The sequence below is a fragment of the Synechococcus sp. CBW1108 genome (genome assembly GCF_015840335.1).
Taxonomy (GTDB): Bacteria; Cyanobacteriota; Cyanobacteriia; order PCC-6307; family Cyanobiaceae; genus Cyanobium_A.
In genome coordinates this window covers 141,406-166,531 of sequence record NZ_CP060395.1, presented here as the reverse complement: position 1 = coordinate 166,531, position 25,126 = coordinate 141,406, and the positions used below count along the sequence as shown (strand labels likewise).

At 64.5% G+C, this 25,126-nt stretch carries 26 protein-coding genes; 11 read left to right on the top strand and 15 right to left on the bottom strand.

The features are described 5' to 3' along the window. The 3 genes from H8F27_RS00920 to H8F27_RS00910 all read right to left on the bottom strand — a co-directional run bounded on the left by H8F27_RS00920 (position 1) and on the right by H8F27_RS00910 (position 3,324). Positions 1-972: a sigma-70 family RNA polymerase sigma factor gene (locus tag H8F27_RS00920; protein ID WP_197150390.1), complete on the bottom strand. Its 972-nt coding sequence runs from the start codon at positions 970-972 to the stop codon at positions 1-3. A gap of 195 nt (positions 973-1,167) precedes the next feature. Further along, entirely contained in the window at positions 1,168-1,572 is a 405-nt protein-coding gene (locus tag H8F27_RS00915; protein WP_231596430.1) for a phosphate-starvation-inducible PsiE family protein, read from the bottom strand. Positions 1,573-1,638: 66 nt separating this feature from the next. Beyond that, positions 1,639-3,324, bottom strand: a complete 1,686-nt coding sequence (locus H8F27_RS00910) for a SulP family inorganic anion transporter (RefSeq protein ID WP_197150388.1) — start codon at positions 3,322-3,324, stop codon at positions 1,639-1,641. A 119-nt stretch (positions 3,325-3,443) separates the two neighbouring features. On the opposite strand from H8F27_RS00910, the gene H8F27_RS00905 reads away from it, so the two are divergent. The 3 genes from H8F27_RS00905 (at position 3,444) to H8F27_RS00895 (ending at position 5,807) form a co-directional block, all read left to right on the top strand. Beyond that, entirely contained in the window at positions 3,444-3,602 is a 159-nt protein-coding gene (locus H8F27_RS00905; RefSeq protein ID WP_197150385.1) for a hypothetical protein, read from the top strand. A gap of 81 nt (positions 3,603-3,683) precedes the next feature. Further along, positions 3,684-5,039: a cation:proton antiporter gene (locus H8F27_RS00900; protein WP_197150383.1), complete on the top strand. Its 1,356-nt coding sequence runs from the start codon at positions 3,684-3,686 to the stop codon at positions 5,037-5,039. Between the two features lie 111 nt (positions 5,040-5,150). Continuing rightward, positions 5,151-5,807 (top strand): DUF6671 family protein, encoded by a 657-nt coding sequence (locus tag H8F27_RS00895; protein ID WP_231596429.1) that lies wholly within the window; start codon positions 5,151-5,153, stop codon positions 5,805-5,807. A 12-nt stretch (positions 5,808-5,819) separates the two neighbouring features. On the opposite strand, the gene H8F27_RS00890 is transcribed toward H8F27_RS00895, so the two are convergent. Then, the gene (locus tag H8F27_RS00890; RefSeq protein ID WP_197150381.1) at positions 5,820-5,978 is read right to left on the bottom strand and encodes a hypothetical protein; all 159 of its coding nucleotides are present in this window, start codon (positions 5,976-5,978) and stop codon (positions 5,820-5,822) included. Between the two features lie 84 nt (positions 5,979-6,062). Then, complete coding sequence (locus tag H8F27_RS00885; RefSeq protein ID WP_197150379.1) at positions 6,063-6,389, bottom strand: hypothetical protein; 327 nt, start codon at positions 6,387-6,389, stop codon at positions 6,063-6,065. 133 nt (positions 6,390-6,522) lie between these two features. On the opposite strand from H8F27_RS00885, the gene H8F27_RS00880 reads away from it, so the two are divergent. From H8F27_RS00880 to H8F27_RS00865, 4 genes are all read left to right on the top strand, one after another. Further along, positions 6,523-7,710: an NAD(P)-binding protein gene (locus H8F27_RS00880; protein ID WP_197150377.1), complete on the top strand. Its 1,188-nt coding sequence runs from the start codon at positions 6,523-6,525 to the stop codon at positions 7,708-7,710. Positions 7,711-7,846: 136 nt separating this feature from the next. Beyond that, positions 7,847-8,260: a helix-turn-helix transcriptional regulator gene (locus tag H8F27_RS00875; RefSeq protein ID WP_197150375.1), complete on the top strand. Its 414-nt coding sequence runs from the start codon at positions 7,847-7,849 to the stop codon at positions 8,258-8,260. A gap of 89 nt (positions 8,261-8,349) precedes the next feature. Then, positions 8,350-8,628 carry a cell division protein SepF gene (gene sepF, locus H8F27_RS00870; protein ID WP_197150367.1) on the top strand — a complete coding sequence of 93 codons (279 nt, stop codon included), beginning with the start codon at positions 8,350-8,352 and terminating at the stop codon, positions 8,626-8,628. A gap of 18 nt (positions 8,629-8,646) precedes the next feature. Next, complete coding sequence (locus tag H8F27_RS00865; RefSeq protein WP_197150365.1) at positions 8,647-9,513, top strand: acyl-CoA desaturase; 867 nt, start codon at positions 8,647-8,649, stop codon at positions 9,511-9,513. 12 nt (positions 9,514-9,525) lie between these two features. On the opposite strand, the gene H8F27_RS00860 is transcribed toward H8F27_RS00865, so the two are convergent. The 4 genes from H8F27_RS00860 to H8F27_RS00845 form a co-directional block, all read right to left on the bottom strand. Next, complete coding sequence (locus H8F27_RS00860) at positions 9,526-9,747, bottom strand: hypothetical protein (protein ID WP_197150362.1); 222 nt, start codon at positions 9,745-9,747, stop codon at positions 9,526-9,528. Between the two features lie 73 nt (positions 9,748-9,820). Next, positions 9,821-10,912, bottom strand: a complete 1,092-nt coding sequence (locus tag H8F27_RS00855; RefSeq protein ID WP_231596428.1) for a glycosyltransferase family 2 protein — start codon at positions 10,910-10,912, stop codon at positions 9,821-9,823. Continuing rightward, positions 10,909-11,505, bottom strand: coding sequence for a triacylglycerol lipase (locus H8F27_RS00850; RefSeq protein ID WP_197150359.1), 597 nt, complete (start codon positions 11,503-11,505; stop codon positions 10,909-10,911). The genes H8F27_RS00855 and H8F27_RS00850 overlap by 4 nt, the downstream gene beginning before the upstream one ends. Positions 11,506-11,611: 106 nt before the next feature. Beyond that, positions 11,612-11,959 carry an RNA-binding protein gene (locus H8F27_RS00845; protein ID WP_197150357.1) on the bottom strand — a complete coding sequence of 116 codons (348 nt, stop codon included), beginning with the start codon at positions 11,957-11,959 and terminating at the stop codon, positions 11,612-11,614. Positions 11,960-12,142: 183 nt separating this feature from the next. On the opposite strand from H8F27_RS00845, the gene H8F27_RS00840 reads away from it, so the two are divergent. Beyond that, positions 12,143-12,304 carry a Nif11-like leader peptide family RiPP precursor gene (locus tag H8F27_RS00840; protein WP_197150355.1) on the top strand — a complete coding sequence of 54 codons (162 nt, stop codon included), beginning with the start codon at positions 12,143-12,145 and terminating at the stop codon, positions 12,302-12,304. Positions 12,305-12,323: 19 nt separating this feature from the next. On the opposite strand, the gene H8F27_RS00835 is transcribed toward H8F27_RS00840, so the two are convergent. Then, complete coding sequence (locus tag H8F27_RS00835) at positions 12,324-13,436, bottom strand: TrkA family potassium uptake protein (protein ID WP_197150347.1); 1,113 nt, start codon at positions 13,434-13,436, stop codon at positions 12,324-12,326. A gap of 160 nt (positions 13,437-13,596) precedes the next feature. Here H8F27_RS00835 and H8F27_RS00830 point away from each other — a divergent pair, with 160 nt between their 5' ends. The 3 genes from H8F27_RS00830 to bchL all read left to right on the top strand — a co-directional run bounded on the left by H8F27_RS00830 (position 13,597) and on the right by bchL (position 17,566). Beyond that, the gene (locus H8F27_RS00830) at positions 13,597-14,862 is read left to right on the top strand and encodes a ferredoxin:protochlorophyllide reductase (ATP-dependent) subunit N (protein ID WP_197150345.1); all 1,266 of its coding nucleotides are present in this window, start codon (positions 13,597-13,599) and stop codon (positions 14,860-14,862) included. A gap of 52 nt (positions 14,863-14,914) precedes the next feature. Continuing rightward, positions 14,915-16,534, top strand: a complete 1,620-nt coding sequence (locus H8F27_RS00825) for a ferredoxin:protochlorophyllide reductase (ATP-dependent) subunit B (RefSeq protein WP_197150342.1) — start codon at positions 14,915-14,917, stop codon at positions 16,532-16,534. Positions 16,535-16,666: 132 nt separating this feature from the next. Continuing rightward, entirely contained in the window at positions 16,667-17,566 is a 900-nt protein-coding gene (gene bchL, locus H8F27_RS00820) for a ferredoxin:protochlorophyllide reductase (ATP-dependent) iron-sulfur ATP-binding protein (protein WP_197150339.1), read from the top strand. Positions 17,567-17,569: 3 nt separating this feature from the next. Here bchL and H8F27_RS00815 read toward each other — a convergent pair whose 3' ends face one another. The 5 genes from H8F27_RS00815 to pyrC all read right to left on the bottom strand — a co-directional run bounded on the left by H8F27_RS00815 (position 17,570) and on the right by pyrC (position 25,049). Further along, positions 17,570-20,707 (bottom strand): efflux RND transporter permease subunit, encoded by a 3,138-nt coding sequence (locus H8F27_RS00815; RefSeq protein ID WP_197150337.1) that lies wholly within the window; start codon positions 20,705-20,707, stop codon positions 17,570-17,572. A gap of 40 nt (positions 20,708-20,747) precedes the next feature. Next, a complete protein-coding gene (locus H8F27_RS00810) occupies positions 20,748-20,963 on the bottom strand; it encodes a DUF3136 domain-containing protein (RefSeq protein WP_190388545.1) in 216 nt (71 codons plus the stop codon). A 57-nt stretch (positions 20,964-21,020) separates the two neighbouring features. Beyond that, positions 21,021-22,355 (bottom strand): cation:proton antiporter, encoded by a 1,335-nt coding sequence (locus tag H8F27_RS00805; RefSeq protein ID WP_197150335.1) that lies wholly within the window; start codon positions 22,353-22,355, stop codon positions 21,021-21,023. Beyond that, positions 22,352-23,830 carry a bifunctional orotidine-5'-phosphate decarboxylase/orotate phosphoribosyltransferase gene (locus H8F27_RS00800; protein WP_197150327.1) on the bottom strand — a complete coding sequence of 493 codons (1,479 nt, stop codon included), beginning with the start codon at positions 23,828-23,830 and terminating at the stop codon, positions 22,352-22,354. Before H8F27_RS00800 ends, H8F27_RS00805 begins: the two co-directional genes overlap by 4 nt. A gap of 142 nt (positions 23,831-23,972) precedes the next feature. Further along, on the bottom strand, positions 23,973-25,049 hold the full coding sequence (gene pyrC, locus H8F27_RS00795) for a dihydroorotase (protein ID WP_197150325.1): 1,077 nt from the start codon (positions 25,047-25,049) through the stop codon (positions 23,973-23,975). Between the last annotated feature and the right edge of the window lie 77 nt (positions 25,050-25,126).

The window sequence follows — 25,126 nt, the reverse complement described above, 5'->3', positions numbered from 1 at the left end:
TCAGGCTTCGAGATGGTTAATAAAACGTGTTGACAGTCGCCGGATTGAGGCATTGGCGCGCCGTTCCAGGCCCCGCGCCGTATCCCGGGTGATACCCATCTGCCTGGCTGTGGCGCTCAGACTCAAAGGTTCCCCTGCGGCGATGCCGTAGCGCAAGCGCAGCAGCTCGGCTTCCTGTTCGGGGAGTTCATCGAGCAGCTGGTTGATGTCTTCTTGCATCAGGGAGGCATCCACCTGCTCCTGGGGCTTGCTGACCTCACAGGCCAGGCTGTCGAGCAGGCTCAACTCGGCTTGGGAGTTCTGTCGCCCATCCAGGCTCAGGGGCTCCTGGGCCCTGAACAGCACTTCGCGGATGTCGAGGGATTTGAGCCCGGTGGCCGCTGCCAGCTCCTCCAGGCTTGGGTCGCGCCCCAGCTCCTGGCTGAGGGACTGCTGGGTTTTGCGCAGCCTATGCAGCTGATCCACCATCGTGCCGGGCAGGCGGATGGTGCGCCCCTTGGCCACCAGGGCACTGCCGATGCCGTCGCGGATCCACCAGGTGGCATAGGTGGAAAACCGATAGCCGCGGCTGGGGTCAAACCGTTCCACGGCCCTGATCAGGCCGATGGTGCCCTCCTGGATCAGATCCTCTAGGTCACCAGGGGTGTGCTGGTAGCGGCGGGCCATGCTCACCACCAGGCGGATGTTGGCCAGCACCATGCGACTGCGGGCCTGCTCGGCCTGCCGCAGACACCTCTGCAATTGAGATACTTCCATGCCGGCTGCCGCGGCCCAGGCTTCCAGGCTGGGGGCAATGCTGCCGGCCCGCAACTTCATCTCCTGGGCTAAGTCGGTGGCCCGGCAGCCGCCCTGAACTAGGCGAGCCAGGCTGATTTCCTCCTCAGCGCTGAGCAGCGGGATGCGGCCGATGGCGCGCATGTGCTGGCTGAGTGCGTCGCAGCCGCCCTTGGGGCGCTTCTGTGGCGCAGGCATTGGAATGTCGTCTGTAGTTGGGTCGGTATACGGTACTGACTGTTTTTTGCGGTTGGGTCTTTTCAGCCCTGGTTATCAACTAGTAGCTGCAATCCCCGCGATCAGGAAGTCTGATCGATGCCTGGAATTGCCGTGCCCATTCCAGGCTGTCGTTGGGAATTTATCAGGCTGATTGCTGATTATATCTGGCCCGTTTCACCAGCCAATAGGCGGCAGCCAGACCACCATCACCCCAAATCCTGCCATGAGCTGGGGTTTGTTTTCCATGCCTGGCGGCAGCACGATCACTTTTCTGGCTACGGCCGTCATGGCCGTGAGCAGCACCAGTTCGATCTGAACAACCTGATCACGGAGATAGGCGGTCACGTTTTGGAGTACTTCCAGGGCGATGAAAATCAGTAGAAGTCGATCGAGCAGTTTGATTAATCCCCCATTAAACAAATCGGTTTGGAATTTCGAGATTTTGATGCTTGATTCAAAGACCAGCTCGAAAACGACAAAGCCGATCACCACTGCTAGTAGTAGGGCTAGAAGTTTGGCCAGTTGCCGTTCATATCCATGGATGGTGGAGAGGAAGCGTTTGTCGTTGAACAGATCCATGGGAGGGCACCAAAGACAAAAAAGAGGGCCGGCTTGGCCGAGCCCTTTGGGGTTTGGATAGGTGCTTCAGCCCAGGGCCGTGACTGACTGCTGAAGAGCGTCTCGACGACTGATGTTTGTGCGCTCAGCGGGTAGCTTCTTGTATAGGCCGAGTTTCTCCAAGCGGCGCTGAGTGGTGCCCGTCGCACCCACCACAAACACCTCACGGCCTTTCTCGATCGCTTCTTCCACGGCATTCTCCACGGCCAGGGCTGCGGTCACCCCAAGGTGAGACACCTCGGTGAGGTCGAACACCACGGCCTTCACATCGCCGATGGCATTGTGTTCCCGGCCAATGGCCTTTGCCACGCCGAAGATCATGGCACCGTTGAGCTGGAAGAGCAGCACCTTTCCCTTGCCCTGATCCAGCAGGGCCTTTTCGTCCTCGGGGAGCATCAGATCACCATCGCCAGTGCTGATCGACTTGACGCTCTTGCTCTGAAGGGCGCTCATCTTGTCGATGGTGAGGATGTTGGCGATGAATACGCCAATGCCGACGGCGGCGATCAGATCGACCAGCACGGTGAGGGCGATCACCAGATACATGATCAGGGCGCCGCTCAGGGAGATGCGGTGGGCCCGCTTGAGGAAGCCCCAGTCGACGATATCGACCCCCACCTTGAGAGCGATGCCAGCCAGCACCGCCTGGGGGATCTGGGCTGCCACACCGGTGAAGGCCAGGATGACCACCATCAGAATCACTGCTCGGCTAATACCCGAAAGGGCACTGCGGCCGCCGGCCTGAATGTTGACCACCGTGCCCATGGTGGCGCCGGCACCGGCGATGCCACCGAACAGACCGGAAGCGATGTTGCCTAAGCCCTGGCCGATCAGCTCCTTGTTGGAGTCGTGTTCTGTGCGGGTGATGCTGTCGGCCACCACGGCTGTCAGCAAGGCATCAATGCAGCCGAGCATGCCCAGCACGGCAGCATCAATCAGCATTTTGCTCGCCTGCTCCAGCTCGAAATAGGGCATGCGCAGCTGGGGGAAGCCCGAGGCGATTTCGCCGATGCGGCGAATGTCCTCCGTACCACCGCCATTGTTCAGCAGGGTGAGCGAGAGCACCGTGCCGGCGATCAGGGCAATCAGCTGGGGTGGGGCGATCTTCTTGATCGCCGCGGGGGTGAACCAGAGGATGGCCAGGGTGATCACCGCAAAGATCACTTCCGGCTGGCGGGCGTTCTGAATCAGCTGGGGCAGGGCGCTGAGGGTGCCCATCACGCCGCCCTTGGGGATGGCCTGGCCGAGGAAAGGACCCAGCTGCAGAATGATCAGAATGAGCCCGATGCCGCTCATGAAGCCCGAGATCACCGTGTAGGGCATCTGGGTGACGTAGCGGCCCAGCTTTAGTAGGCCGAAGACGATCTGGAGAACGCCGGCCAGCATCACCACGGTGAAGGCCATAGCCAGGCCGTTTTCCGGGTCGGAGGCGGTCAAGCTGGCGATGACCGCGGTCATCACCACCGTCATCGGCCCTGTGGGCTCGGAGATCAGGGAAGGCGTGCCGCCGAACAGGGCAGCAAACAGGCCCACTAGTACAGCCCCCCACAGGCCGGCTGCGGCTCCGGCACCCGAGGCCACACCGAACGCTAGGGCCATTGGCAGGGCGATCACCGCAGCGGTGACACCGCCGAAGAGGTCCCCTTTGATGTTGTTGGTGCTGATGTGATTCAGCAGGGCCGGGCGCCGGGGAGGCGCCGGAGCGGTTGTCATCGCTACAGGGGTGAGTTGGCGCCGAACCTTAGGCAGTGTTCCCAAAAACTGGGTCGCCGTGGGCCAACCCAGTTGCGATCCGTTCTGCCCATGATCGCTGCGCCCCAGCGCAGCCCCCCATGACCCTGCTCCTGCTTGTCGGCCTTGGCTGGTTGAGCCTGCGCACAGTGCTGCTGCTAAGTCAGGTGTCACGCCATAGCAGTGAGGCTCGGCTCGGCAGGGCCTTTCAGCAAGAACTCCGGGATCGTGGCCTGATTGATTTCCCCCCGCGCCCCTAGTGCGCTCCCAGGTCGCATCAGATTCATCGCCCCAACAACAGGGTCACTGTCCCTATAAACCTGCCATCCCAAGGATTCACGATGCTTCCTGTGCCCCCCCTTTTCCTGGAGTTCAGTTCCCACCAACTTGAAGTGGCGGAAACCCTGATTCAGGTGGGCCGTTTTGTGGTGATCTTCTTCGCAGCCCGGGCCATCGCCGAAGTGATGGTGCGCCTGCAGTTGCCCATCATCCTGGGAGAACTGGTGGCCGGGGTGCTGATTGGGGTGTCAGGTCTGCACCTGATCGTGCCGCCCGAAACCCAGGCCCAGCTCAGTGCTGGAGTTTCCGGCCTGCTGGCCTCCCTGGCCCAGATCAGCCCCGAGGCGGCGCGGGAGGTTTACAGCGAAACCTTCCCCAGCCTGCAGGCCGTGTCCCAGCTCGGCCTGTTCGCCCTGCTGTTCCTCACCGGTCTGGAGAGCGAGCTCGATGAACTGGTGGCTGTGGGGGTGCAGGCCAGCACGGTTGCGGTGGCTGGCGTCGTGCTGCCCTTTGCCCTGGGCACCGCCGGCCTCTATTTCCTGTTTCATGTGCCACTGATTCCAGCAGTGTTTGCCGGTGCGGCGATGACGGCCACCTCCATCGGCATCACCGCCGGCGTGTTTGGCGAGCTCAAGTGGCTCAAGCGCAAGGAGGGCCAGATAGTGATCGGTGCTGCCGTGCTCGACGACATCATCGGCATCGTGATCCTGGCGGTGGTGGTGGCAATCGTGGGAGGCGGCTCGTTCAGCCTCGGCCCGGTGCTGAAGCTGTGTCTGGCGGCGGTGGCGTTTGTGGCGGTGGCCTTAGTGCTGAGCCGCAAGGCCGCGCCAGCCTTCGACTGGGTGGTGGACCGGCTCAAGGCGCCCGGCGATGTGGCCGTGGCCAGCTTTCTAGTGCTCACCGTGTGCTGTTTTGCGGCCCAGGCCATTGGCTTGGAGGCTGCCCTGGGGGCCTTTGCCGCGGGGCTGATCCTCAGTGCCTCCAAGCACACCCACGACATCGACGCGGCGGTGAAGCCACTGGTGGCCCTGTTTGCCACCGTGTTTTTTGTGCTGATCGGCACCGGCCTGGATCTCTCGGTGCTCAATCCCTTCGATCCGGCGAACCGGGAGGGTCTGATCGTGGCCGCTTTCCTGCTGGTGGTGGCCATGGCCGGCAAGGTGGCCGCCGGCTGGAGCTACCTCAGCAAGGAACCCACCAACCGCCTGGTGGTGGGCCTGGGGATGATGCCGCGCGGTGAGGTGGGTCTTATTTTCCTGGGCCTCGGCAGCCAGGCCGGCATCCTCACCCCGGCTCTAGAAGCCGCCATTCTGTTGATGGTTATCGGCACCACCTTCCTGGCACCGATCCTGTTGCGGCTGGTGATTCCCAGCGAGCCTGGCGAGGGCGAAGGTCTGCCCGCTGAGCAGCCAGCCTGACTCCGTGCCCCTCGCTTCCGCCTACGCGGGTCGCGAGATCTGCCTCACCACGCGGCATGGCAAGGAGAGGGCCCTGGCCCGCCCGTTTTCCCTTGCCGCAGCAAGGCGTTGATGGGTCTCGAGCAGACCGGCTTGCGGCTCGGCCTGGCCAGCGAGGCCAGCTTTGGCCCCCACCCAGCGGTGCCGCTGCTGGCGCTGGGTCAGGAGTTACTCCTGTTTGTAGACCTGGATCGGGGCCTGCATGTGCTGGAGCAGCGCCTCGATTTGCGCACCAACTATGCCCAGAAGCTGTTGGAGCCGGATGAGGATCCCTCGACCTGGTTGAAGCAGGTGGGCTTCCCCTCCCATGCCGTGATCGCCCTGCCTGCCGATGCATCCCCTGGCCGCTCGGATTCGCATAAGGATCTCAATAGCACTGCTGCTCTGGCGGAGGCCCTGGCGGCCTGTCGCCGCGCCGACTCTCGCGGTCAGGTTTGGCTGGAAGCCGGCATGCGTGCCGACCGCAATCCAACCCGTATGCGCTCGATTCGGCGCGTGGGAGTGGCCTTAGCGCGACGTCTTGCCACGCCCTGTCCCAGCTGCATGGCTCCAGGATGGGGCTTGCTGGACATCAGGCCTGGTCTCCCCTGTGGCTCGTGCGGCACGGCCACAGAGCTGACCGCTGCAGAGATCTGGGGCTGCGTTGCCTGCGGCCATCAGGTGGAGCGACCCCGCCGTGATGGACGCTCCGGGGCAGATCCGAGTGACTGCCTGTGGTGCAACCCCTGATGATGGAGTGGGTCAGCCCCGGGCCCTGCGCCCGGGGGCCCATTGGTGAATCAGTTGCTCGAGTCGCACCAGCTGGTAGCGGTTTTGCTCGTTGGGTTGCTGGGAGTAGGCGCTGCGCAGGTGATTGAGCTCCGCATCGAGGGAGAGGAGTACGGGATTGTTTTCTTCCACTGGGCGGCCTGTGATGCAGATGTGCTCATCTTAAGGCTTTCTTAAGCCGCTGACAGCGCCGCGCTGGGTTTTGTGCTCGCCTGCTCACAGGGGCGAGGGCAGGGGGCCATCCCGATCCGAGCGAAAGCAGGGCTCCATCTCCGGCACATTGCGCTCGATCAGGTCCAGCAGCAACTCAAATACCTGGCGGGTGTGGGGCGCTTTTGAGCCCATGGCCTCGCGACTGAGCAGCACCAGTTCCAGTTTGTTTTCGCCGCTGCCGGACTGCACGTCGGCAAACAGCTGCATCCGCTGGGCCTCTCCGCCACCGCGAATCATGGCGCTGAAGTGGACTGGCGTGCGGTGTTCAATATTGGCGCTGAGCCCCCGGAGAACAGGCTCAAGGGCCTCGAGCATGGCCGTTGCTGTCATTGCAACGCTTGCTTCAAGCACCACGAGAAAACGCGCCAAAGTAACTCCCTTTGAATAAACGCTACTTGTCGAGGTGGTTCACGGCTTGCCGTTCGCTGCCATCCTGAAGTCAATGCAGGCTTCATTGGTGTCGATGTCCCGCCTGGGCCTTGGATCCATCGCCGTGATCGGTGCCGGGGTTTCGGGCTGCGCCCTGGCTGCCCAATTGCGCCTACTGGGCCACCAGGGCCCGATCAGCCTCTGGGAAACCGGGAGGGGCCCTGGTGGTCGGGCCAGCACCCGTCGCTCCCGTCAGGATCCAGCCCTGCGCATCGACCACGGCGCCCCCCTGTTCAACATCACCGCTGAAACGGATCCCCACTTGCTCCAGCCGCTGCTCTCGGGGGGCTGGATTGAGCCCTGGCCCGGGGTGATCGCCCAGCTTCAGGGCGAATCCAGCCTCAGGCTGGGTCAATCCGACGCCATGGGTCTGGGCACCCTCTACCGGGGGCTGGGTGGCATGGACCATCTCTGCCAGGGATTGTTGAGCCTTGCCGGCAAGGCCTTCGAGGCCCATTACGGCACCCTGGTGCGCTTTCTAGCGTGGCATGACGGCCTTTGGCAGCTTTACGGACCAGACCGACAGCTGCTGTGCCAGGCCCAGTGGCTGGTGCTCAGCAGCACCCTGCTGGCCCATCCCCGCAGTCGCATGATTTTTGGCTGGCACGACGTGCCCCTCAAGGAGGCCGCTGCTGCTCTTGCCGATCTCCAGCTCGACCATGCCCTCACCCTGATTGCGGGCATCCGCACCGAGGCCCGCAGCAACCTGCTGGTGGTGCTGGATCCCGCCGCAGGCCAGCCCTGGCGAGAGTTGCCCTTCAGCTTGCTGCATTTCGATGCGGCGGCCCAGCAGCGTTGGGGTCTCCAGCAGATCACCATCCAGCCCCTGGCGGATGGCCGTTGTGCCGTCGTGGCCCATTCCAGCCATGCCTTTGCCGCCGACCACCTCGACGTCTACGGCACCCATTCCGCCGTGGCAAAAATGCTCCAGCTGCCGCCCGATGAGGGCCGGCAGGAAACCGTGATCGCCGCCCTCACGGCGGCATTGGAGGCCGTGATGGCCCCCTGGCTGAGCCGACCCGACCTGGGCAGCTCTGAGCGTCAGTTGATGCGTTGGGGTGCGGCCTTTCCCCTGGCTCCGGGGCTTCCTGCAGAGTTGATTTTCTGTGCCCAAAGCCGGCTGGGATTCTGCGGTGACTTCATTGCCGGGGTTGGTTTTGGACGCATCGAAGGTGCCCTGCGCAGTGGCGAGAACCTGGCCCGCCAGCTCTGCAGTCAGTAGGGGGTTCGTTTACGTCGTTCGTTGCGTTTGATTCCGCGATGCAACAGTTCACCCGCTGCGCAGGGGCTGGGATTGCGGCGGCGGCGCCAGAGGTCTAATTGTTGGTTCAGAAATGTCCCCTGCATCCTCGAATGTGATGCGGTTTGCACCTCTGCGGCACAGGCCGATTCCGATCAGCCGCAACCAACAGTTGGATGTGGTGAATCGGGCCGCCCGTTACTTTTCCCATCACTTCTCTGAGGAGATCAGCTCGGAGGCGCTGGCCCATTCGATCGGGGTCAGTGCCGAATGGCTCGATCTCTGTTTTGACCACTGCCGCGGCAAGACCCCCTTTCAGGCGTTGCAGCATTTTCGGCTGAGCCGCCTGTTTGAAGGCATCGCCCAGCAGCCCAATTCCACCCTCCAGCAGCAGGTGCACAGTTGCGGTTTGGCGTCGGTGATGGCGGCCAACCGGTTGTTTGAGGAGCTGTTTGGCATTGGCCTGGCTCCGTTTCGCCGGATCTGTCGCCGGGCAGCTGCAGATCAACTCCTGCACAGGGGCCAGCCCTAGATCCCTCCGGATCCATTTGCCTCCAGCCTTGCACTCGGCTGGCTGGCGCCATACGTTGAGGTGAGAGCGTCATCGGGTTTGCACCAGGCATGCAGGGCCCATTTGGCGATTGGCTTCCCGAAGTGGTGGTGTTCCACCCCACCCGATTCGACCAGGCCCAGTGGATCGTGCACCACGTGCGCGAACGCAAGACCGTGCTGGTGCATGCCGGGGCGATGGAGCGCGGCGAGGCCCAGCGCCTGATTGACTTTGTCGCCGGTGGGGTGAGCGCCATGGACGGCCAGTCCGAATGCATCGATGCGCTCACATTCGTATTCCTTCCCCAGATCGTCTCCCTGAGCCGAGATCCCGTCGAGCCTCCGCCCTAGGGTTAATCACCATCAGGAGTGGGTTTGGTTCGCCACCTACGTCGCTTTCTCTACGCCCTTGGGCCCGTATTGATCATTGCCAGTCACCTTGGCTGCCTACTGCTGTTCTGGACAGGCCTCAGCCTCGCCGCTGCCTGCTGGGCCCTGCTTCTCTATCTGGTGCGCATGCTGGCCACCACGGCCGTCTATCACCGCCTGATAACCCATGCCAGCTACCGGGTGGCCCGACCCGTTGCCTGGGTTGGTGCGGTGGTGGCGGCATCGGCGGGGCAGATGGGCCCCAGCTGGTGGAAGGCCCATCACCAGCTTCACCACCGTCACGTGGACACCGTTGCCGATCCCCACACGCCCCTGATGCCTTCAGTGGGCTGGAGGGGATTTTGGCATTCCCAGGTTGGCTGGTTGTTTCGCCCAAGCTTCTTCCCCGACTCCCTGCCCGCCGATGTGGAGGCCGATCCGGTGATGAAGCTGATCGATCGGCTCCATTTCGTGCCCGTGCTCCTGCTGGCCGGCCTTTCGTGGCAGTTGGGCGGCATGGCTTGGCTGGCCGCATTTTTTCTCAGCACCACCCTGCTGTTCCATGGGGTGGCCAGTGTCAATTCCCTGGCCCATCTGTTTGGGGATCAGCCTTTTGCCACCGGTGATGCCAGCCGCAACAATCGCTTTGTGGCGCTGATCACTTTGGGGGAGGGCTGGCACAACCTGCACCACGCCTTTGAGGCTTCTGTGCGCCAGGGATTCACCCTGCGTTCGGGATCCCTGGTGTTGCTGCCGGATCCCACCTATCGGTTTATTCGACTGCTCGAGGGCTGGGGCCTGGCCTGGAATCTGCGGGTTCCTAGCGAGGGGGCCCTGCGGGCTCGGGCCCGGCCTGGGGCTGGCTAAACAGGAGTTGGTTCAGCTGGCGCCGGCCACCAGGCTCAGTTGCAGCCAGCAGCCCCCGGGGGCCAGCTTCTCCACCACCACGCTCTGCAGCAGGTCCTGGGCTACGAGCTGGGCGAAGGTTTCGGCGGCATCGCGGGTGTTGAAGCGAACAGCCTGCACCTGCAGGGGCACGCTCTGCTCCCTTGCAACGGCAGCGCGAACGCGATAGCGACCTGGAGGAATGGGTTCAACCATTGCCCCATTCTGAATCCATTCGGGCGCAAAAATGCCGGGCTTCAGGGTTTCAGAGAAATTGCCATGGGCCGACTCAGCGGGTGGGGATCTGGCGGCCCTTCCAGGAGATCGAGCCCCGTTCGAGGTTGAAAATTGCCAAGAGGAACACCCCCAGGAAGAACACCACCGGCACTGGAAATACCAGATTGATCCAGCTAAAGCTGCCGACGCGCCGGGTGATCACTAGCAGTTGCAGGGCATAGGCGCCATAGAGGAGCAGGTTTGGCGCCAGGGCCTGGCTGCCCACCATGGGCCAATGCAGCAGGGCGGCTGGCAGGCACCAGGCGGCCCAGATCAGCCCGGAGATCCAGAGCAGCACCGCCAGCATCCAGGGCCAGCGCACTTCGCCTGCGGCGGTTGCAAAGTTTTTGTCAAAGCCCACCACCATGTCCCGCAGGCCCCCGGGATACATGCGATAGGCCAGGTTGGTTGTGCCGAGAAAGGCGCTCACCGGCAGGCCCGCCGCTTCGTAGCGGTGGGCCAGAAACCAATCCTCCACCACTTCGCCGGCAACGGAGGCATGGCCGCCGATCTGGTCGTAATCCCTGCGGCTGGTCGCCATGGCAGGGCCAAAGGCAACCCCTCCCCGCGGCCCCAGGGGAACTGCCATAAGCCCCACCAGGTTGAACAACACTGAAAGCTGCTCGTAGGCCTTTTCGGTGCGGTGAAACGGCTGCACGGAAACCAGGCCGCCATGCCGCTGCTGGTTCGCCACCAGCTTGGCCAGAAAGGTTGGTGCGGGTTCCGTGTCGGCGTCCATAAACACCAGCAACTCCCCCTGGCTTTGTTCCACCCCCTGCTGTAGAGCCCAGTTTTTGCCGCACCAGCCAGGCGGCAGGGGCGTCGAAGTCATCACCTTGACGCCAGCGGCGCGGGCGATCGCCGCCGTGTCATCACCAGAACCGTCGTCGATCACGATCACCTCGAGCGGCTGCAGGCTCTGGAGTTGGAGGGCCTTGAGCAGCCGAGGCAGGGTGAGGGCTTCATTGCGGGCGGGGATCAGCACCGAAACCTGCGGCCGGCCAACCGGTGTGAGCTCAGCTAAGGCCGGCATGGGCAGGCACAGCCACCAGCCCAGCAGCCAGCGCACCAGAAGGGAAAGGGCCTGGGGATCAGGAGTGTTCAAGGCCGCAGCAGCTCGGCAGTCAGCACGTCGAGGGCGGCTGGTTCGCGCATCAGCTGCTGGTGGGTGAGTACAGGTAACGCCTGCCGCGAGCCCACCGGCAGCACGGCGCGCCAGCCCGGCACCACCATCAGGTCGCTGGGGCAGTAGAAGCTGGAGCACTCCACAGCTTGAAGAGTGGCCGGGTTGCCGTTGAGTTCGTGCAGCAGGGGGCTGGCCAGTTTCAAATCAGCGATACCAGCCACCAGCCAGCGGGGCCAGGGTTGGGCGGTAGGGGTGCCCTGTTGGGGGCTGCCCACGCTGATGAACCTACGGGTGCGGCAGTGGCCCCCTTGCAGCTGAATCCAGGTGCGGCCGATCACCCCACCCATCGAGAAGCCAAGCAGATCGATGGGGGTATGGGGGCCGAAGGCCGCCTCGATGTGGCTGCCCAGGATCCGAGCCAGCTCCTGCACCGGGGTGCGACCGAGCCAGATGGGCAGATGGGGGACCAGCAGGGGGAAGCGCCGATCTCCCAGCCTCTCCTGGAGGCGATGGAACAGTCGCGGGGTATCCCAAAGACCGTGCACCAGCACCAGCGGAGGGTGGCTTGCCATGGCTTCAGGTTAGGAAGCCGCGGGACCATAAAAACCGCCCCGCTGGGGGACGGTTTGGGGTCACTGGGGTGACCGGGATTGGCTGGAGCCGGTTGGCTCGGTTGGCTCAGTAGCGACCGCCGCCACCACCACCGCCGCCGCCGTAGCCACCGCCGTAGCCGCCGCCACCGCCGCCGCCAAAATCACGGCGACCGCCGCCGCCACCACCGCCGCCACGGGGCTCGGCTTTATTGACGCGGATGGCGCGACCCATCCACTCCACATCTTGGAGATCCTCGATGGCCTTGGTTTCCTCAGCGGGGTTGGCCATCTCCACGAAAGCAAAACCGCGTTTGCGGCCTGTGTCGCGGTCGAGGGGGAGGCTGCACTTGCTCACCTGCCCGTACTGACTGAACAGGTGCTGGACATCTTCCGCTTCTGCATCGAAGGAAAGATTGCCGACGTAAATGGTCATGAACTCAGAAACTATGAATGGATCCTTCGACGGCCCAAGAGAAAGTGGTCAGCTCGCTAGAGAGAAATCTTTGAATCACTCATCACCCTACAGGGCTGCCTGCCGGTTCTAGGGGGGCGGCGGATCTCGTCGCGACCGCATGATCCTGGCTAGGCATAGGGTGAAAACTCTCCCCCACCTCCCATGTCGAAATCCCAGCTCAATGCCTTCATGGTCAAGGTGGATGCCGATTCCGCCCTCAAGGCCCGGGTTGTGGCCGCTGACGCCGATGCGGTGGTGGCCATTGCCCTGGAGCATGGCCATGTCTTTTCCCCGGCCTCCTGGTCTCGGGCACAGCGGGGCTGACTTCAGTTGGTCCCTGACTTCAGTTGGTCATCGCATCGACGCTTTTGAGGGCTGAGCCCAGCAGCAGGCAAAAGTTTTCCCGCTGCTGCTGGCTGCCCAACACCACGAGCATCTGGCCTGGCCCCAGTTTTGTATCGCCGGCTGGGTTGGCGATCAGCGTGGGGGCTTCGGGGCTGTACTGGGAACCCCGGTATTGGCGCACTTCCACTTCCGGCTTCGCCTTGGGCGGCAGGATGGCCAGCACAAGGGCACCTGAGCGGGCGCCGATCTGGAGCTCGGCCAGGGAGGCCCCATCGAGGGAGCCCAGGTCATCCGGGTCACTGCTGAGCAGGAACTCCTCCACTTCACAGTCGGAGCCAGCCAGCAGATCCATGAAGGTCACCGAGAGGGGGCGCAGCGCCGTTGCCGCCATGGCCCGGCCGCCACTGACGTAGGGACTCACCACCTGGTCGGCGCCGGCGAGCAGCAGTTTGCGCTCGGCCTCCTCGCTATCGGAGCGGGCAATCAGACGACAGTTGGGCGCCATGCCCCTGGCGCTGAGCACCACGTAGAGGTTGGAGGCGTTGTTGGGTAGGGCGGCCACCAGGGCCCGGCAGCGGTGAATGCCCGCCTCGAGAAGGGTTTCATCGAGGGTGGCGTCGGCGGAGATCACCGCCAGGCCGCGCTCCTCAGCCGCGTCCCGGCGCTCACTGTCCATCTCAACCACCAGCAACGGCACGTTTTCCCGGGTGAGTTGTTCGGCGATTTCGCGGCCGATACGGCCGTAGCCGCAGAGGATGACATGGTCATTCATGCTGAGAAGCCAGCGGTGGAATTGGCGCTCGCGCAGGCGCCGAAAGTAACCAGATTCGGACAGTCCCAGGATGCCTTGGATACTGATCTGGACTACCACCAGGCCGCCCAGGATCAGCAGGGTGGTGACCACGCGGCCGGCGGCGCTGAGAACCTGGGTGTGGCCATCGCTGAACCCCAGGGTGCTGAGGGTGATCAGCACCATCCAATAACAATCCCCCCAGTCCCAGCCTTCGCTGAGCCGGTAGCCCAGGGCTCCAGCATTGACCAGCAGGACCAGGGCCAGCGGAGCTCGCCAAGGTTTGCGGTTGCGCCTGTTGGGGGGTCTGCGGGGGGCCAAGGGCCAGGGCTGCTGGGTGGGTTGGAACGGGGCTGGTTGGGCTGGAACAGCAATTCAGGTTAATGACCGTGGCCTGATCCCGAACATTTGTAGGCGTTGTCCACCAACTGCCCGTTGGCTCAGTTAGCCCTGAAAGGTTCTTTCCTCAGGGGTCGCCTGGATGGGCGCATCTCAGGTTATTGATGACCTCCATCCCGAATTGCTCAAGGAGAGCGGTCAGCGGGAGGTGTTCTGCGGCCTCACCTCGATTGTGTGGCTGCACCGGCGCATGCCGGATGCCTTTTTCCTGGTGGTGGGCTCCCGCACCTGCGCCCATCTGGTTCAGAGCGCCGCCGGCGTGATGATCTTTGCCGAACCCCGTTTCGGTACTGCGATTCTGGGCGAGCGGGATCTGGCCGGCCTGGCCGATGCCAATGATGAGCTCGACCGGCTGGTGAAGGATCTGCTGGAGCGGCGCCCCGAAATCCGCACCCTGTTCCTGGTGGGTAGTTGCCCCAGCGAGGTGATCAAGCTGGATCTGGCCAAGGCCGCCGAGCGGCTCAACACCCAGCTGGCCGGCCGGGTGATGGTGCTGAACTACAGCGGCAGCGGCATCGAAACCACCTTCACCCAGGGAGAAGACCAGGCCCTGCTGGCGATGGTTCCCCTGATGCCAGCCAGCCAGGTTGATCAGCTGCTGATCGTCGGCACCCTGGCCGATGCGGTGGAAGACCGGCTGGTGCAGCTGTTTGGTCGTCTGGGTATTCCGGTGGTAACGAGCCTGCCGCCGCGGCGCTCCACCGAGCTGCCCCCAATTGGGTCCGGCACCCGGGTGCTGCTGGCCCAGCCATTCCTCTCGGCCACGGCGCGGGCCCTGGTGAGCCGCGGCGGCCAGCTGCTTACTGCCCCCTATCCCTTTGGGGTGGAGGGCAGTCGGGCCTGGATGGCCGCTGCCGCCGCTGCCTTCGGGGTGGCGCCGGCCCTGGTGGCCGAGGTGCTCGATCCCTTGGTGGAGCGAGGCCAGCGGGCCATCGCTCCCCACCGGGAGCTATTGGCCGGCAAACGGCTCTTTCTGCTGCCAGATTCCCAGCTGGAGCTTTCGCTGGGGCGCTTCCTGCACCGCGAGTGCGGCATGGAGCTGGTGGAGGTGGGCACGCCCTACCTCGACCGCCAACTGCTCGATGCCGAGCTGGCCCTGTTGCCACCCGGCACCCGCATCAGCGAGGGGCAGGACGTGGAACGTCAACTAGAGCGGGTCCGGGCCGAGCGGCCTGATCTGGTTGTGTGCGGCCTCGGCCTGGCCAATCCCCTCGAGGCCGAGGGCATCGCTACGAAGTGGTCGATTGAGCTGGTATTCAGCCCCATCCACGGTTGCGACCAGGCCGGCGATCTGGCCGAATTGTTTGCCCGCTCCCTGCGCCGCCGCGCCCTTCTCTCTTTTGCCTGATTGGGTCATTTGCCCTAACCGGCCTTCCCCCCTGCCAATTTTCTAAGCCTCGATGGAACTCACCCTCTGGACCTACGAAGGCCCCCCCCACGTGGGCGCCATGCGGATTGCCACGTCGATGGAGGGGGTGCACTACGTGCTGCACGCGCCCCAGGGGGACACCTACGCCGACCTGCTTTTCACCATGATCGAGCGGCGCGACCGGCGGCCGCCGGTGACCTACACCACCTTCCAGGCCCGCGACCTGGGTGGCGACACCGCCGAACTGGTGAAGCGTTCGATCGCCGAAGCCGTGGCCCGCTTCCAGCCCGAGGCCCTGCTGGTGGGCGAGAGCTGCACCGCCGAGCTGATCCAGGACCAGCCTGGGTCCCTGGCGGCGAGCATGGACCTCGGCGGCATCCCGGTGGTGAGCCTCGATCTGCCGGCCTATTCCAAAAAGGAGAACTGGGGCGCCGCTGAAACCCTCTATCAGTTGGTGCGCGGGCTGCTCAAGGCCCAGCTGCCCTCGCCGGGCTTCGAGAAGCCATCGCCGCAGCGCTGGCGCCAGGAGGGTCGCCGGCCGCGGGTCAATCTGCTGGGCCCGAGCCTGCTGGGTTTCCGCTGCCGCGACGACGTGCGGGAGATCACCCGGCTGCTCGGTGAATACGGCATCGATGTCACGGTGGTTGCGCCCCTGGGGGCCAGGCCAGCAGACCTGATGCGAATTCCCACGGCGGACGCCAACGTGTGTCTCTACCCCGAGGTGGCGGCGCCCCTGTGCAGTTGGCTGGAGCGCAGCTTCGGCATGGCCACCGTGCGCACGGTGCCCCTTGGCATTGGGGCCACGGTGGCATTTCTGCGGGAGTTACATGCCCTGCTCGGGCTGGAGCTGGCTGCCGAGCTGGAAGCCGGCGCCGATGGGGTGTGCCAGGCCGAACGGCGCTCCCGCCTGCCCTGGTATTCCCGCTCGGTGGATTCCACCTACCTTACGGCCAAGCGGGTATTCATCTTCGCTGACGCCACCCACGCCATCGCCGCAGCCCGCATCGCCAGCCAGGAGTTGGGTTTCAAGGTGGTGGGTCTGGGAACCTACAGCCGGGAGCTTGCCCGGGAGGTGCGGGCGGCGGCGGCTGGGCTGGGCCTGGAGGCCCTGATCACAGACGATTACCTCGCCGTGGAGGCGGCGATGGCGGCAGCGGCACCGGAGTTGGTGCTGGGTACCCAGATGGAGCGCCACAGCGCCAAGCGCCTGGGCATCCCCTGCGCCGTGATCAGCTCACCGCTGCATGTGCAGGATGTGCCTGCCCGCTATTCGCCCCAGATGGGTTGGGAGGGGGCCAACGTGATCTTTGATGCCTGGGTGCACCCATTGATGATGGGCCTGGAGGAGCACCTGATCGGCATGTTCCGCCACGACTTTGAATTCGTCGATGGCCACCTCAGCCACCTGGAGGGGGCCAGTGCCCCGGTCGCTGAGCCAGCCACTGTCTCAGCCACTGCCGCTGCTCCAGCCGCTTGCTCGTCCCCATCGGGCCTGGTTTGGAGCCCTGATGGGGAGGCGGAATTGGCCAAGATTCCCTTCTTCGTACGGGGCAAGGTGCGCAAGAACACCGAGGCCTATGCCCGCGACCGGGGCCTGGCCCTGATCGACAGCGAGGCCCTATACGAGGCCAAGGCCCACTTCAGTTCCTGATTCCCTTTTTGCTGCTGTCGCTTGGCATGGGTATGTTTCGCTTTGCATGCGCATCCCCCATACCCCAGGCAGGCAGCGGTTTGCCCGCAGCAGGATGGATATTCGACTGGGTCTGATCAAGCACCTATTGGTATGACATCAACTCTTCAACGTCCCGACCTATCCCGGCCCGATGGCGAGGGCAGCCTGCAGGTCCACCAGGACCCCTCGATGGCGATCGAGGAAGGCGCCTTGGTGCTTGCTGTTTACGGCAAGGGGGGGATCGGCAAATCCACCACCTCCTCCAACCTGTCGGCCGCCTTCTCCAAGCTGGGCAAGCGAGTGCTGCAGATCGGTTGCGATCCCAAGCATGACAGCACCTTCACCCTCACCAAGAGGATGGTGCCCACGGTCATCGACATCCTCGAAACCGTTGATTTCCACACCGAGGAATTGCGGCCGGAAGACTTCGTGTTTGAGGGTTACAACGGGGTGATGTGTGTGGAATCCGGCGGGCCTCCGGCCGGTACTGGTTGCGGTGGATATGTAACTGGCCAAACGGTGAAACTGCTCAAGGAGCACCACCTGCTCGAAGAAACCGATGTGGTGATCTTTGATGTGTTGGGAGATGTGGTGTGTGGGGGCTTTGCCGCACCGCTGCAGCACGCTCACTACTGCCTGATTGTTACGGCTAATGATTTCGACTCCATCTTCGCGATGAACCGGATCATGCAGGCCATCAATGCCAAGGCCAAGAACTACAAGGTGCGCCTCGGCGGTGTGATCGCCAACCGCTCTGAGGAGACCGACGAAATCGACAAGTTCAACGCCCGCACAGGCCTGCGCACCATGGCCCATTTCAAGACCGTGGACGCGATTCGTAAATCCCGCCTCAAAAAGTGCACCATCTTCGAGATGGAAAGCACACCGGAAGTGGACGCGGTGCAGCAGGAATACCTGAATCTGGCCCGCCGAATGCTCGATGACGTCGAGCCCTTGGAGGCCGAATCCCTCAAGGATCGGGAGATCTTCGACCTGCTCGGCTTCGACTGACCCCTAGGACGGGGCAGACATCTCAGCCGCCCTAGGTCTGCCCCTTTCCCAGCCCTTGATCAGCCGGTACACCACCGGCACCACAAACAGGCTCAGCAGCGTTGCCACCAGGAGCCCGGAAAACACCACCGTGCCGATGCTGACCCGACTGCCCGAGCCGAAGCCGCTGGCCAACAGCAGGGGCAAGAATCCCGCCAGAGAGGAGAAGGCCGTGAGCAGAATCGGCCGCAGACGGGCCTTGGCTGCCCCCTGGATTGCCGTGTCCAGATCCAGGCCCTCAGCCATTCGCTGGTTGGCGAATTCCACAATCAAGATGCCATTTTTCGCCGCCAGGCTGACCAGCACCAGCAGCCCCATCTGGCCGTAGACGTCGAGCGGTAGGCCGCGCAGCAGCAGGCCGCCAATCGCTCCCAGCATGGCCAGGGGCACGGTGACCAGAATGATGAAGGGGTCGGCGAAGTTGCCGTAGAGGGCCGCCAGCACCAGCACCATCACCAGGATGGCCAGGGCAAACACCCTTAGGTTGTTGCCCCCCGCCCGGGCTTCCTCCCGGGCCAGGCCTGCCCACTCCAGGGACGTGCTGCTTCCCAGTTGCCCCTTGACCTGCTCCAGGCTGGCCATGGCCTGGCCGCTGCTCACCCCTGGGCGCGGAATCGCCCTGACGCTGATGGAGCGCACCAGGCGGGTGTGGTTGATCGAGGTGGGGCCGCTGGCCTGCTCGAGCCGCACCAACTGGGCCAGGGGGATCAGCTCGCCCTCGCGGTTTTTTACCCGCAGGGCCAGCACGTCATTGGCGCTGCGGCGGTCCCGGCCGTCGAGCTGCACGATCACCTTGCGCACCTGATCGCTCTCAAAGCTGTCGTTGACGTAGTCGCTGCCGAAGCTGGCGCCCAGGGTGTCCACCACGGCGGCCAGATCCACGCCGAGGGAGGCCATCTGCAGCCGATCCGGCACCAGCTGCACCAGGGGGGATCCGGCGCTGAAGCGGGTCGAGACCCGCTCAAAGCGATCCGTGGCCCGGGCGGCGCGGATGAACTCCTGGGCCTGCTGCTCGAAGTCGGAGAGGCTCAGCTGGCCGTTGCTGCTGTCGAGCAGTTCGAGCTCCAGACCCCCTTCGGCGCTGAAGCCCCGCACGGAGGGGGCCTCGCTGAGCTGCACCACGGCGCTGGTGATGCGGCTGCGCAGTTTGGTGTCGAGCCGCCGGGCCACGGCCTGGGTGGAGGCTTCAGCGCCAGACCTCTCGGCGATCGGGGCCAGGCGCAGATAGAAGATCCCCTTGTTTGGACTGCTGTCGCCAAAGGAGCGCCCCGCATAGAAATTGGCCCGCGTGATCAGCGGCTCGCTGGCCACCACCTGCCGCACCTGATCGAGCACCTTCTGGGTCTGTTGCAGCCCCAGGCCATCGGCCAGGATCACAACGCCCCGCAGCTGGCCGTTGTCTTCTTGGGGGATGAAGGCCTTGGGAATGGTCTGCAGGGCCCCGCCGGTGAGCAGCAGCCCCGCCAGCAGCAGGGCTACCACCAGGGGCCTCCGGCCCATCGCCCACTCCAGTCCTCGGCCGTAGGGGGCCTCCAGGCGTTCGAGCCAGCGCCGCGGTGGATCGATCCAGCGCAGCAGCCAGCCCGGCTCGCGCTGCTGGGGACGCAGCAGCATGCTGCCGGCTACCGGGGTGAAGCTAAGGGCGTTGAGGGTGGAGAAGGCGATGGCGCCGCTGATCGTGATCGCGATCGGGGCGTAGAGGCGACCCATGCTGCCGCCCAGCCCCAGCACCGGGATAAACACCACCACCAGTACCAGGGAGGTGGCCACCACGGCGCCGCCGAGTTCGGCCATGGCTTCCCGGGCGGCCTGCAGCGGGGGCTTACCGGCCTCCAGCCTGCTTCCGATGTCCTCGCTGACGACGATGGCGTCATCCACGACCAGCCCCGTAGCCAGCACCAGGCCAAACAGGGTGAGGGTGTTGAGCGACTGGCCAGCCAGTTTCAACACGCTCAGCGACCCGATCAATGCCACCGGCACTGCGGCTGATGTGATCAGGGCCAGCCGGCTGTTGCCCAGGCCCAGCAGCAGCACCACAAACACCAGCAGCACCGCATCGCGCAGGCTGGCGATGGTGCCGTCAATGCTGCCGCGCACGAAATCGGCCTCATCGACGATCAGCTGCTGCTCGATGCCCGGCGGAAACTGGGGGGAGAGCTCCTCGAGGGCCCCATTCACCGCCTTGCTCACGGCGATGGCGTTGCTGCCGTCCCGCTGGTAGAGCACCACCGCCACGGTGGGTTTGCCCTGGAGGTTGGTGGCGATCGTGTCGTAGGTCTCACTGCCCAGGCTCACCCGGCCCACGTCCCTCAGCAAGGTGACGCCGCCATTGGGGCTACGGGCCACCACCAGCTGCTCGAATTCAGCCAGGCTGCGAAGCCGCCCCTCCATGCGCAGGGGCAGGGTGATCTGCTGGCCGGCCGGGCTGGGCGCTTCACCTGCCTGGCCCAGGGCGGCGAGAACATTCTGCTGCTGCAGGGCGGCCCTCACCTCCGCGATCGTGAGTCCCCTCTCCTCTAGCCGCATCGGATCGAGCCAGAGGCGAAAAGCCAGGCTGCTGCCGCCGGAGAGAACCACGTTGCCCACCCCAGGCACCCGTTGCAGTCGCTCCTTCACCACCTGGTCCAGCCAGCCACTGAGAAAGGTGTCGTTGTAGAGGCGGGGATCGGCGCTGAAGCTGAGCACCATCAGCAGGTCGTCGGAGCTGCGCCGCACCTGCACCCCAAACCGGGCGACCTGGGCTGGCAGTTGGCGGGCTATCACCGCAACTTCGTTCTGGGTGTTGATCTGGTTGAGTTCGGGGTCGCCCCCCTCAAATCCCAGGGAGATCGAGCTGCCGTTGGCGGAGCTGGTGGAGCGGATGCTGTCGAGCCGCTCCAGACCGTTGAGTTGCTGCTCCAGCAGGGCGGTGACCCCCTGCTCCACCACCTCCGGGCCAGCTCCGGGGTAGGTGGCTCGCACGGTCACCCTCCCCGGGGCGATCGGGGGGAGATTTTCCACCTGGAGCAGGGGCAGGCTGACCAATCCCGCCAGCAGCACCAGCAGGCTCACCACCAGGGTGAGCACGGGCCGGCGCAAAAAGGGATCGGAAATCGATTGCATCGGCGCCCGGGAGATCAGGCTGGGCAGGTTTGGCGGCTGCTCAGGCCAGGTCGCGCTTCAACACCACGCAGAGGTAATCGGGGGCTTTGTAGCGACTGGGCAGGCAGATGTGCAGTTGCTCAAGTCGGCTCCAGCAGACGGTGCGCTGGATTGCAGCCACGGTTTTACCTTCCTTAAGAAGCAACCGTAGGGCTTTGCAATAGAGCGAGTAATTCGCCTCGAGTTCGCCGATGGTGAGTCCCTGGCTGCTGCTCATCGCTCGCGGGGGCGTCAAGGAGTTGCGAAGACGCCCTTCCACCCTAGGACCTTGGGGTCAGGGGATCGCAACAGGCACCAGCTGCAGGTGGCGGCAGAGCTGGGGCAGGCTGAGCCCCTGCACCAGCAGGTTGATCAACACCACGATGAAGACAGTGCTCTGGCCGTTTTGGGCCAGGGCGGTGAGGGTTTCGGCGGCTACGCCCTGCAGCTGGCTGAGCTGGTCAACGGCCCGGTAGGAGAGGGCTAGGGGCACGGCCCCCCGCAGGCCACACCAGGAGATCAACAGGCTCTCCCTGGCGTTGAAGGGGGAGAGGGGCTGAAAGATCAAGACGCTGAGCGGTCGAGCCACCAGCATCAGTGCGGCGGCGGTGATCAGGCCCACCGGCAGGGCTGGCAGCAGGCTGAGGGGATTCACCAGCAGGCCAAACATCAAAAAGATGCAGATCTCCGCCATGGTGTTGAAAGGCAGCAGCACATGCTGAATCGATTCATGGTTGATCTCGGCGTTGCGATAGGACATATTCGCCATGATCAGACCAGTGATGTACACCGCAATGAAGCCTGATCCACCCAGAAAGTGGCTGCAGCCGTAGTCAATGAATGTAATCGACATCGCCACAATCAGCAGCTGGGATCGATCCCGGGCCAGCTGGTTGATCACAAACCGGGCGACATAGCCAAACAGGGCGCCCACGATCAGGCCCCCACCCACCTGTTGCACAAAGTTGCGCAGGCCATTCAGCAGCACAGCGGTCTCGCTGCCCCCCTGCAGGCCTGGTTCCCCGCTGGAGCCACTGAACAGGCCGATCACCAGGCTGAACAGCAGCAGGGCCGCCGGGTCGTTGACAGCCGATTCAAATTCCAGGAGGTGTTGCAGCCGCTCGGGCACCTGGCGCCGCACCGCGCTCAGCACGCTGATGGTGGCGCCGGCGTCGGTGGAGCCGAGACAGGCCGCAATCAGCAGCGCTGCCCCCAGGGGCATGGCGTTGTTGAAGCCCGGGGCAATGCTGTTGCCGGCAGAGGAGGACAGCAGCCAGATCAGGCCGCCGAGCAGCAGGGTGGCCACGCCGACGCCCCCCACGGCCAAGGCGAGGCCATAGTCCAAAAAGCCCCTGATCGCTTTGAGGTCTGTCTTCAGCCCGGCGTAGAAGAGCAGCAGGGCGAGGGAGAGCACATGCAGGCTTTCAGCCTGCTGGTGGGTCACGTCGAGGACATGGATGTTGATGGCCAACCCCAGCACCAACACCCCGAGGATGGCTGGGATGCCCACCTGGATCGAAAAACGACTGATCGCCAGGGTGCCCAGAAACAGGATGCCGATGAACAGCACCTGGCCCTCGAGGGGAACGGTGGCGAGGCTGGGAGCCTGGGCCAGCAGGAGCGGGGTCATCCTTCTGTGGCAGCCAGGGTGGCTGCCTGGGCATCACTTAGCCGGCCAGCTCGGTGCAGCACCGAGGTGATCTGCTCGATGTTGAGCACGGAGTGGCAGCGGTACCCCGCCGCAGCCAGCCGCTCCCGGGCTTGGCGGTCGTGGTCACCGCCGTGGTCGATGAACACCACCACATCTTCCACCACCAGCCCCGAGCTCTCGAGCTTGGCGATGCCCTCCAGCACGCTGCCGCCGGTGATCAGGATGTCGTCGACGACCACCACCCGATCGCCGGCGTCGAAGTCCCCCTCGATCAGCCGGCGTGCGCCGTGGGCCTTCACTTCCTTGCGGGGGTAGATCAGCGGCTTGTGCAGCTGCAGGGACAAACCGGTAGCGGTGGGGAGGGAGCCATAGGGGATGCCGGCGATGCGATCAAAGTGCAGGCCCTCAAGTTGGGTGGCATAGGCGTGCAGCACCCGATGGAAGAGGTTGGGGTCGGAGATGATCTGGCGTAGGTCTACGTAGTAGTTGAAAACGGCGCCCGAGGCTTGCACATACTCACCGAACAGCAAGCAGCCGATATCGAACAGGTCGACGATCAGGCCCTCCAAGGGGGCGACCGCTGGTTGGGTCCCAGGCAGCCATAGGGCGCAGGTGTCGGCGTCGCCCCGCTCGCTGTTTTCCAGCCACCGTTCCCGCTTGGCCATGATCTGCAGCTTGAGCGCCTCGGCTCGGCTGGCCATGTCGTCTTCCACCAGCAGGTTTTGGGGCAGCGGCAGCAGCAGCCCATCGGCGGCGGCCCCGAGGCCTGCCTGCAGCATGGCGTCGAGCTTTTCCTCTTCTCCCCAAAGGCTGCGCAGGATCAAGAAGCGCTCCGGCGCTTCGGAGCGCACCCGCGCCAGGATCGCCGGATCGCTGGTGCCCACCTCCAGCAGCAGCTGGTCGGGGGTAGCCCACAGCTGGGTTTCCCGCACAATTTGCAGATAGAGCGGTGCCTCCTCATTGGGGTAGTGCTGGATCTGGCGCGCCGCCTGGTTGGAGCTGTGGCAGGTCATCACCACGGCCTTGTCTGGGTAGAGCAGAAAGGGGGCGGCGATGTCCTGGCCGGCCAGGGGGGAGAGGGTCACCGCATCGGCGCCTAGGTCCTTGAAGAGGTAGTGGGCCAGGGCCGAGGAGGAGTTGAGGTCGCCGTGTTTGGTGTCGATGATTAGGGGGAGATCGCGGGGCACTAGGTCGCGCACCTCCAGCAGCAGCTCCAGCCCCACCGGCCCCAGGGCCTGATAAAAGCCCAGGCTGGGTTTGTAGGCGCACACATGGGGCGCGGTGGCTTCGATCACCGCCTTGATCCAGTGGCGGGCCTGGCTCAGGAAGGAGCGGCCCGCCAGGCCGCGCCGGGCTGCCCAGCTCTGCAGCATCTCCGGGTTGGGATCCAGCCCGGTCACCAGCAGCGACTGGCGGTCGGCGATGGCGTCGGTGAGTTGAACGAAGAAGCCCATCACCCGAAGGCTGCCTGGGCCTGTTGCTAAGCCAGCCTTTGGCCTGTGTGCCGCCGGCTGACACAGCTCTTTGTAATTGGCCTGGGCTGGAGGCGATTCGCTGGCTGCGGCGGGTGAGTCAGCACCTGGAGCGGGCCTGCTATCACCTCGGCGCGATCGGGGCGTCAAGCTGAAGCCGCCAGGGCAGAGTTTCCCCGGCATGGAAGGGCACCAGCTCGACGGCGGTGCCGGCCGCGTCGTTGAGATGCAGTTGGCGGGGCACCTCCAGCGGCTCGCGCACTAGGCTGGTCTGGCCGGGGTTCAGCGGTAGCCCATAGAAACGGGGTCCAAACTCCGAGGCGAAGGCCTCCAGCTTTTCCAGGGCGTTCTCCTGCTCAAACACCTCCGCGTAGCTCTCCAGCGCAAATGGGGCATTGAAAATGCCTGCGCAGCCGCAGGCCGCTTCCTTGGCAGTGCGGGCGTGGGGTGCGGAATCGGTGCCCAGGAAGAACTTCGGATTGCCGGAGGTGGCGGCGCCCCGCAGGGCGATGCGGTGCAGTTCCCGCTTGGCCACCGGCAGGCAGTAGAGGTCGGGCCGCAGGCCGCCGGCAAACATGGCGTTGCGGTTGATGTGCAGGTGGTGGGGCGTGATCGTGGCCGCCAGGTTGGCCGGGCCCGTGCGCACAAAATCGACCGCATCGATGGTGGTGATGTGCTCCAGCACCACCTTCAGGCCCGGATGGCGCCCCAACAGGGGCCCTAGGTGGCGCTCGATGAATACTGCCTCCCGATCAAAAATGTCGATATCGGGGCTGGTTACCTCGCCGTGGATCAGCAGGGGCATGCCGATGCGCTCGAGGGTTTCGAACACCGGGGTGAGGCCCTCGATGGCAGTCACCCCGGCAGCGGAGTTGGTGGTGGCGTTGGCGGGGTAGAGCTTGCAGGCCACCCAGGCCCCCTCGCCAAAGCCCAGGGCGATCTCGGCTGGGTCGATCGCATCGGTGAGATAGGCCGTCAGCAGGGGTTGGAAATCGCAGCCATCGGGCAGGGCCGCGGCGATGCGCTGGCGGTAGGCCGCCGCCGCCGCCACGGTTGTGACCGGCGGGCTGAGGTTGGGCATCACGATCGCCCGGGCGAACTGACGCGCTGTGGCCCTGGCCACAGCCTGCAGCATCGCCCCGTCGCGCAGGTGCACATGCCAGTCATCGGGTTGGCGCAGGCTGAGCCGCTGGCTGGACATCGCGAACGGAAACGGGGAGATGATCTGTCGCAAGGTGACAGGCTGGCAGGGAGTGGGTCCCTGCCTGATAGATCAAG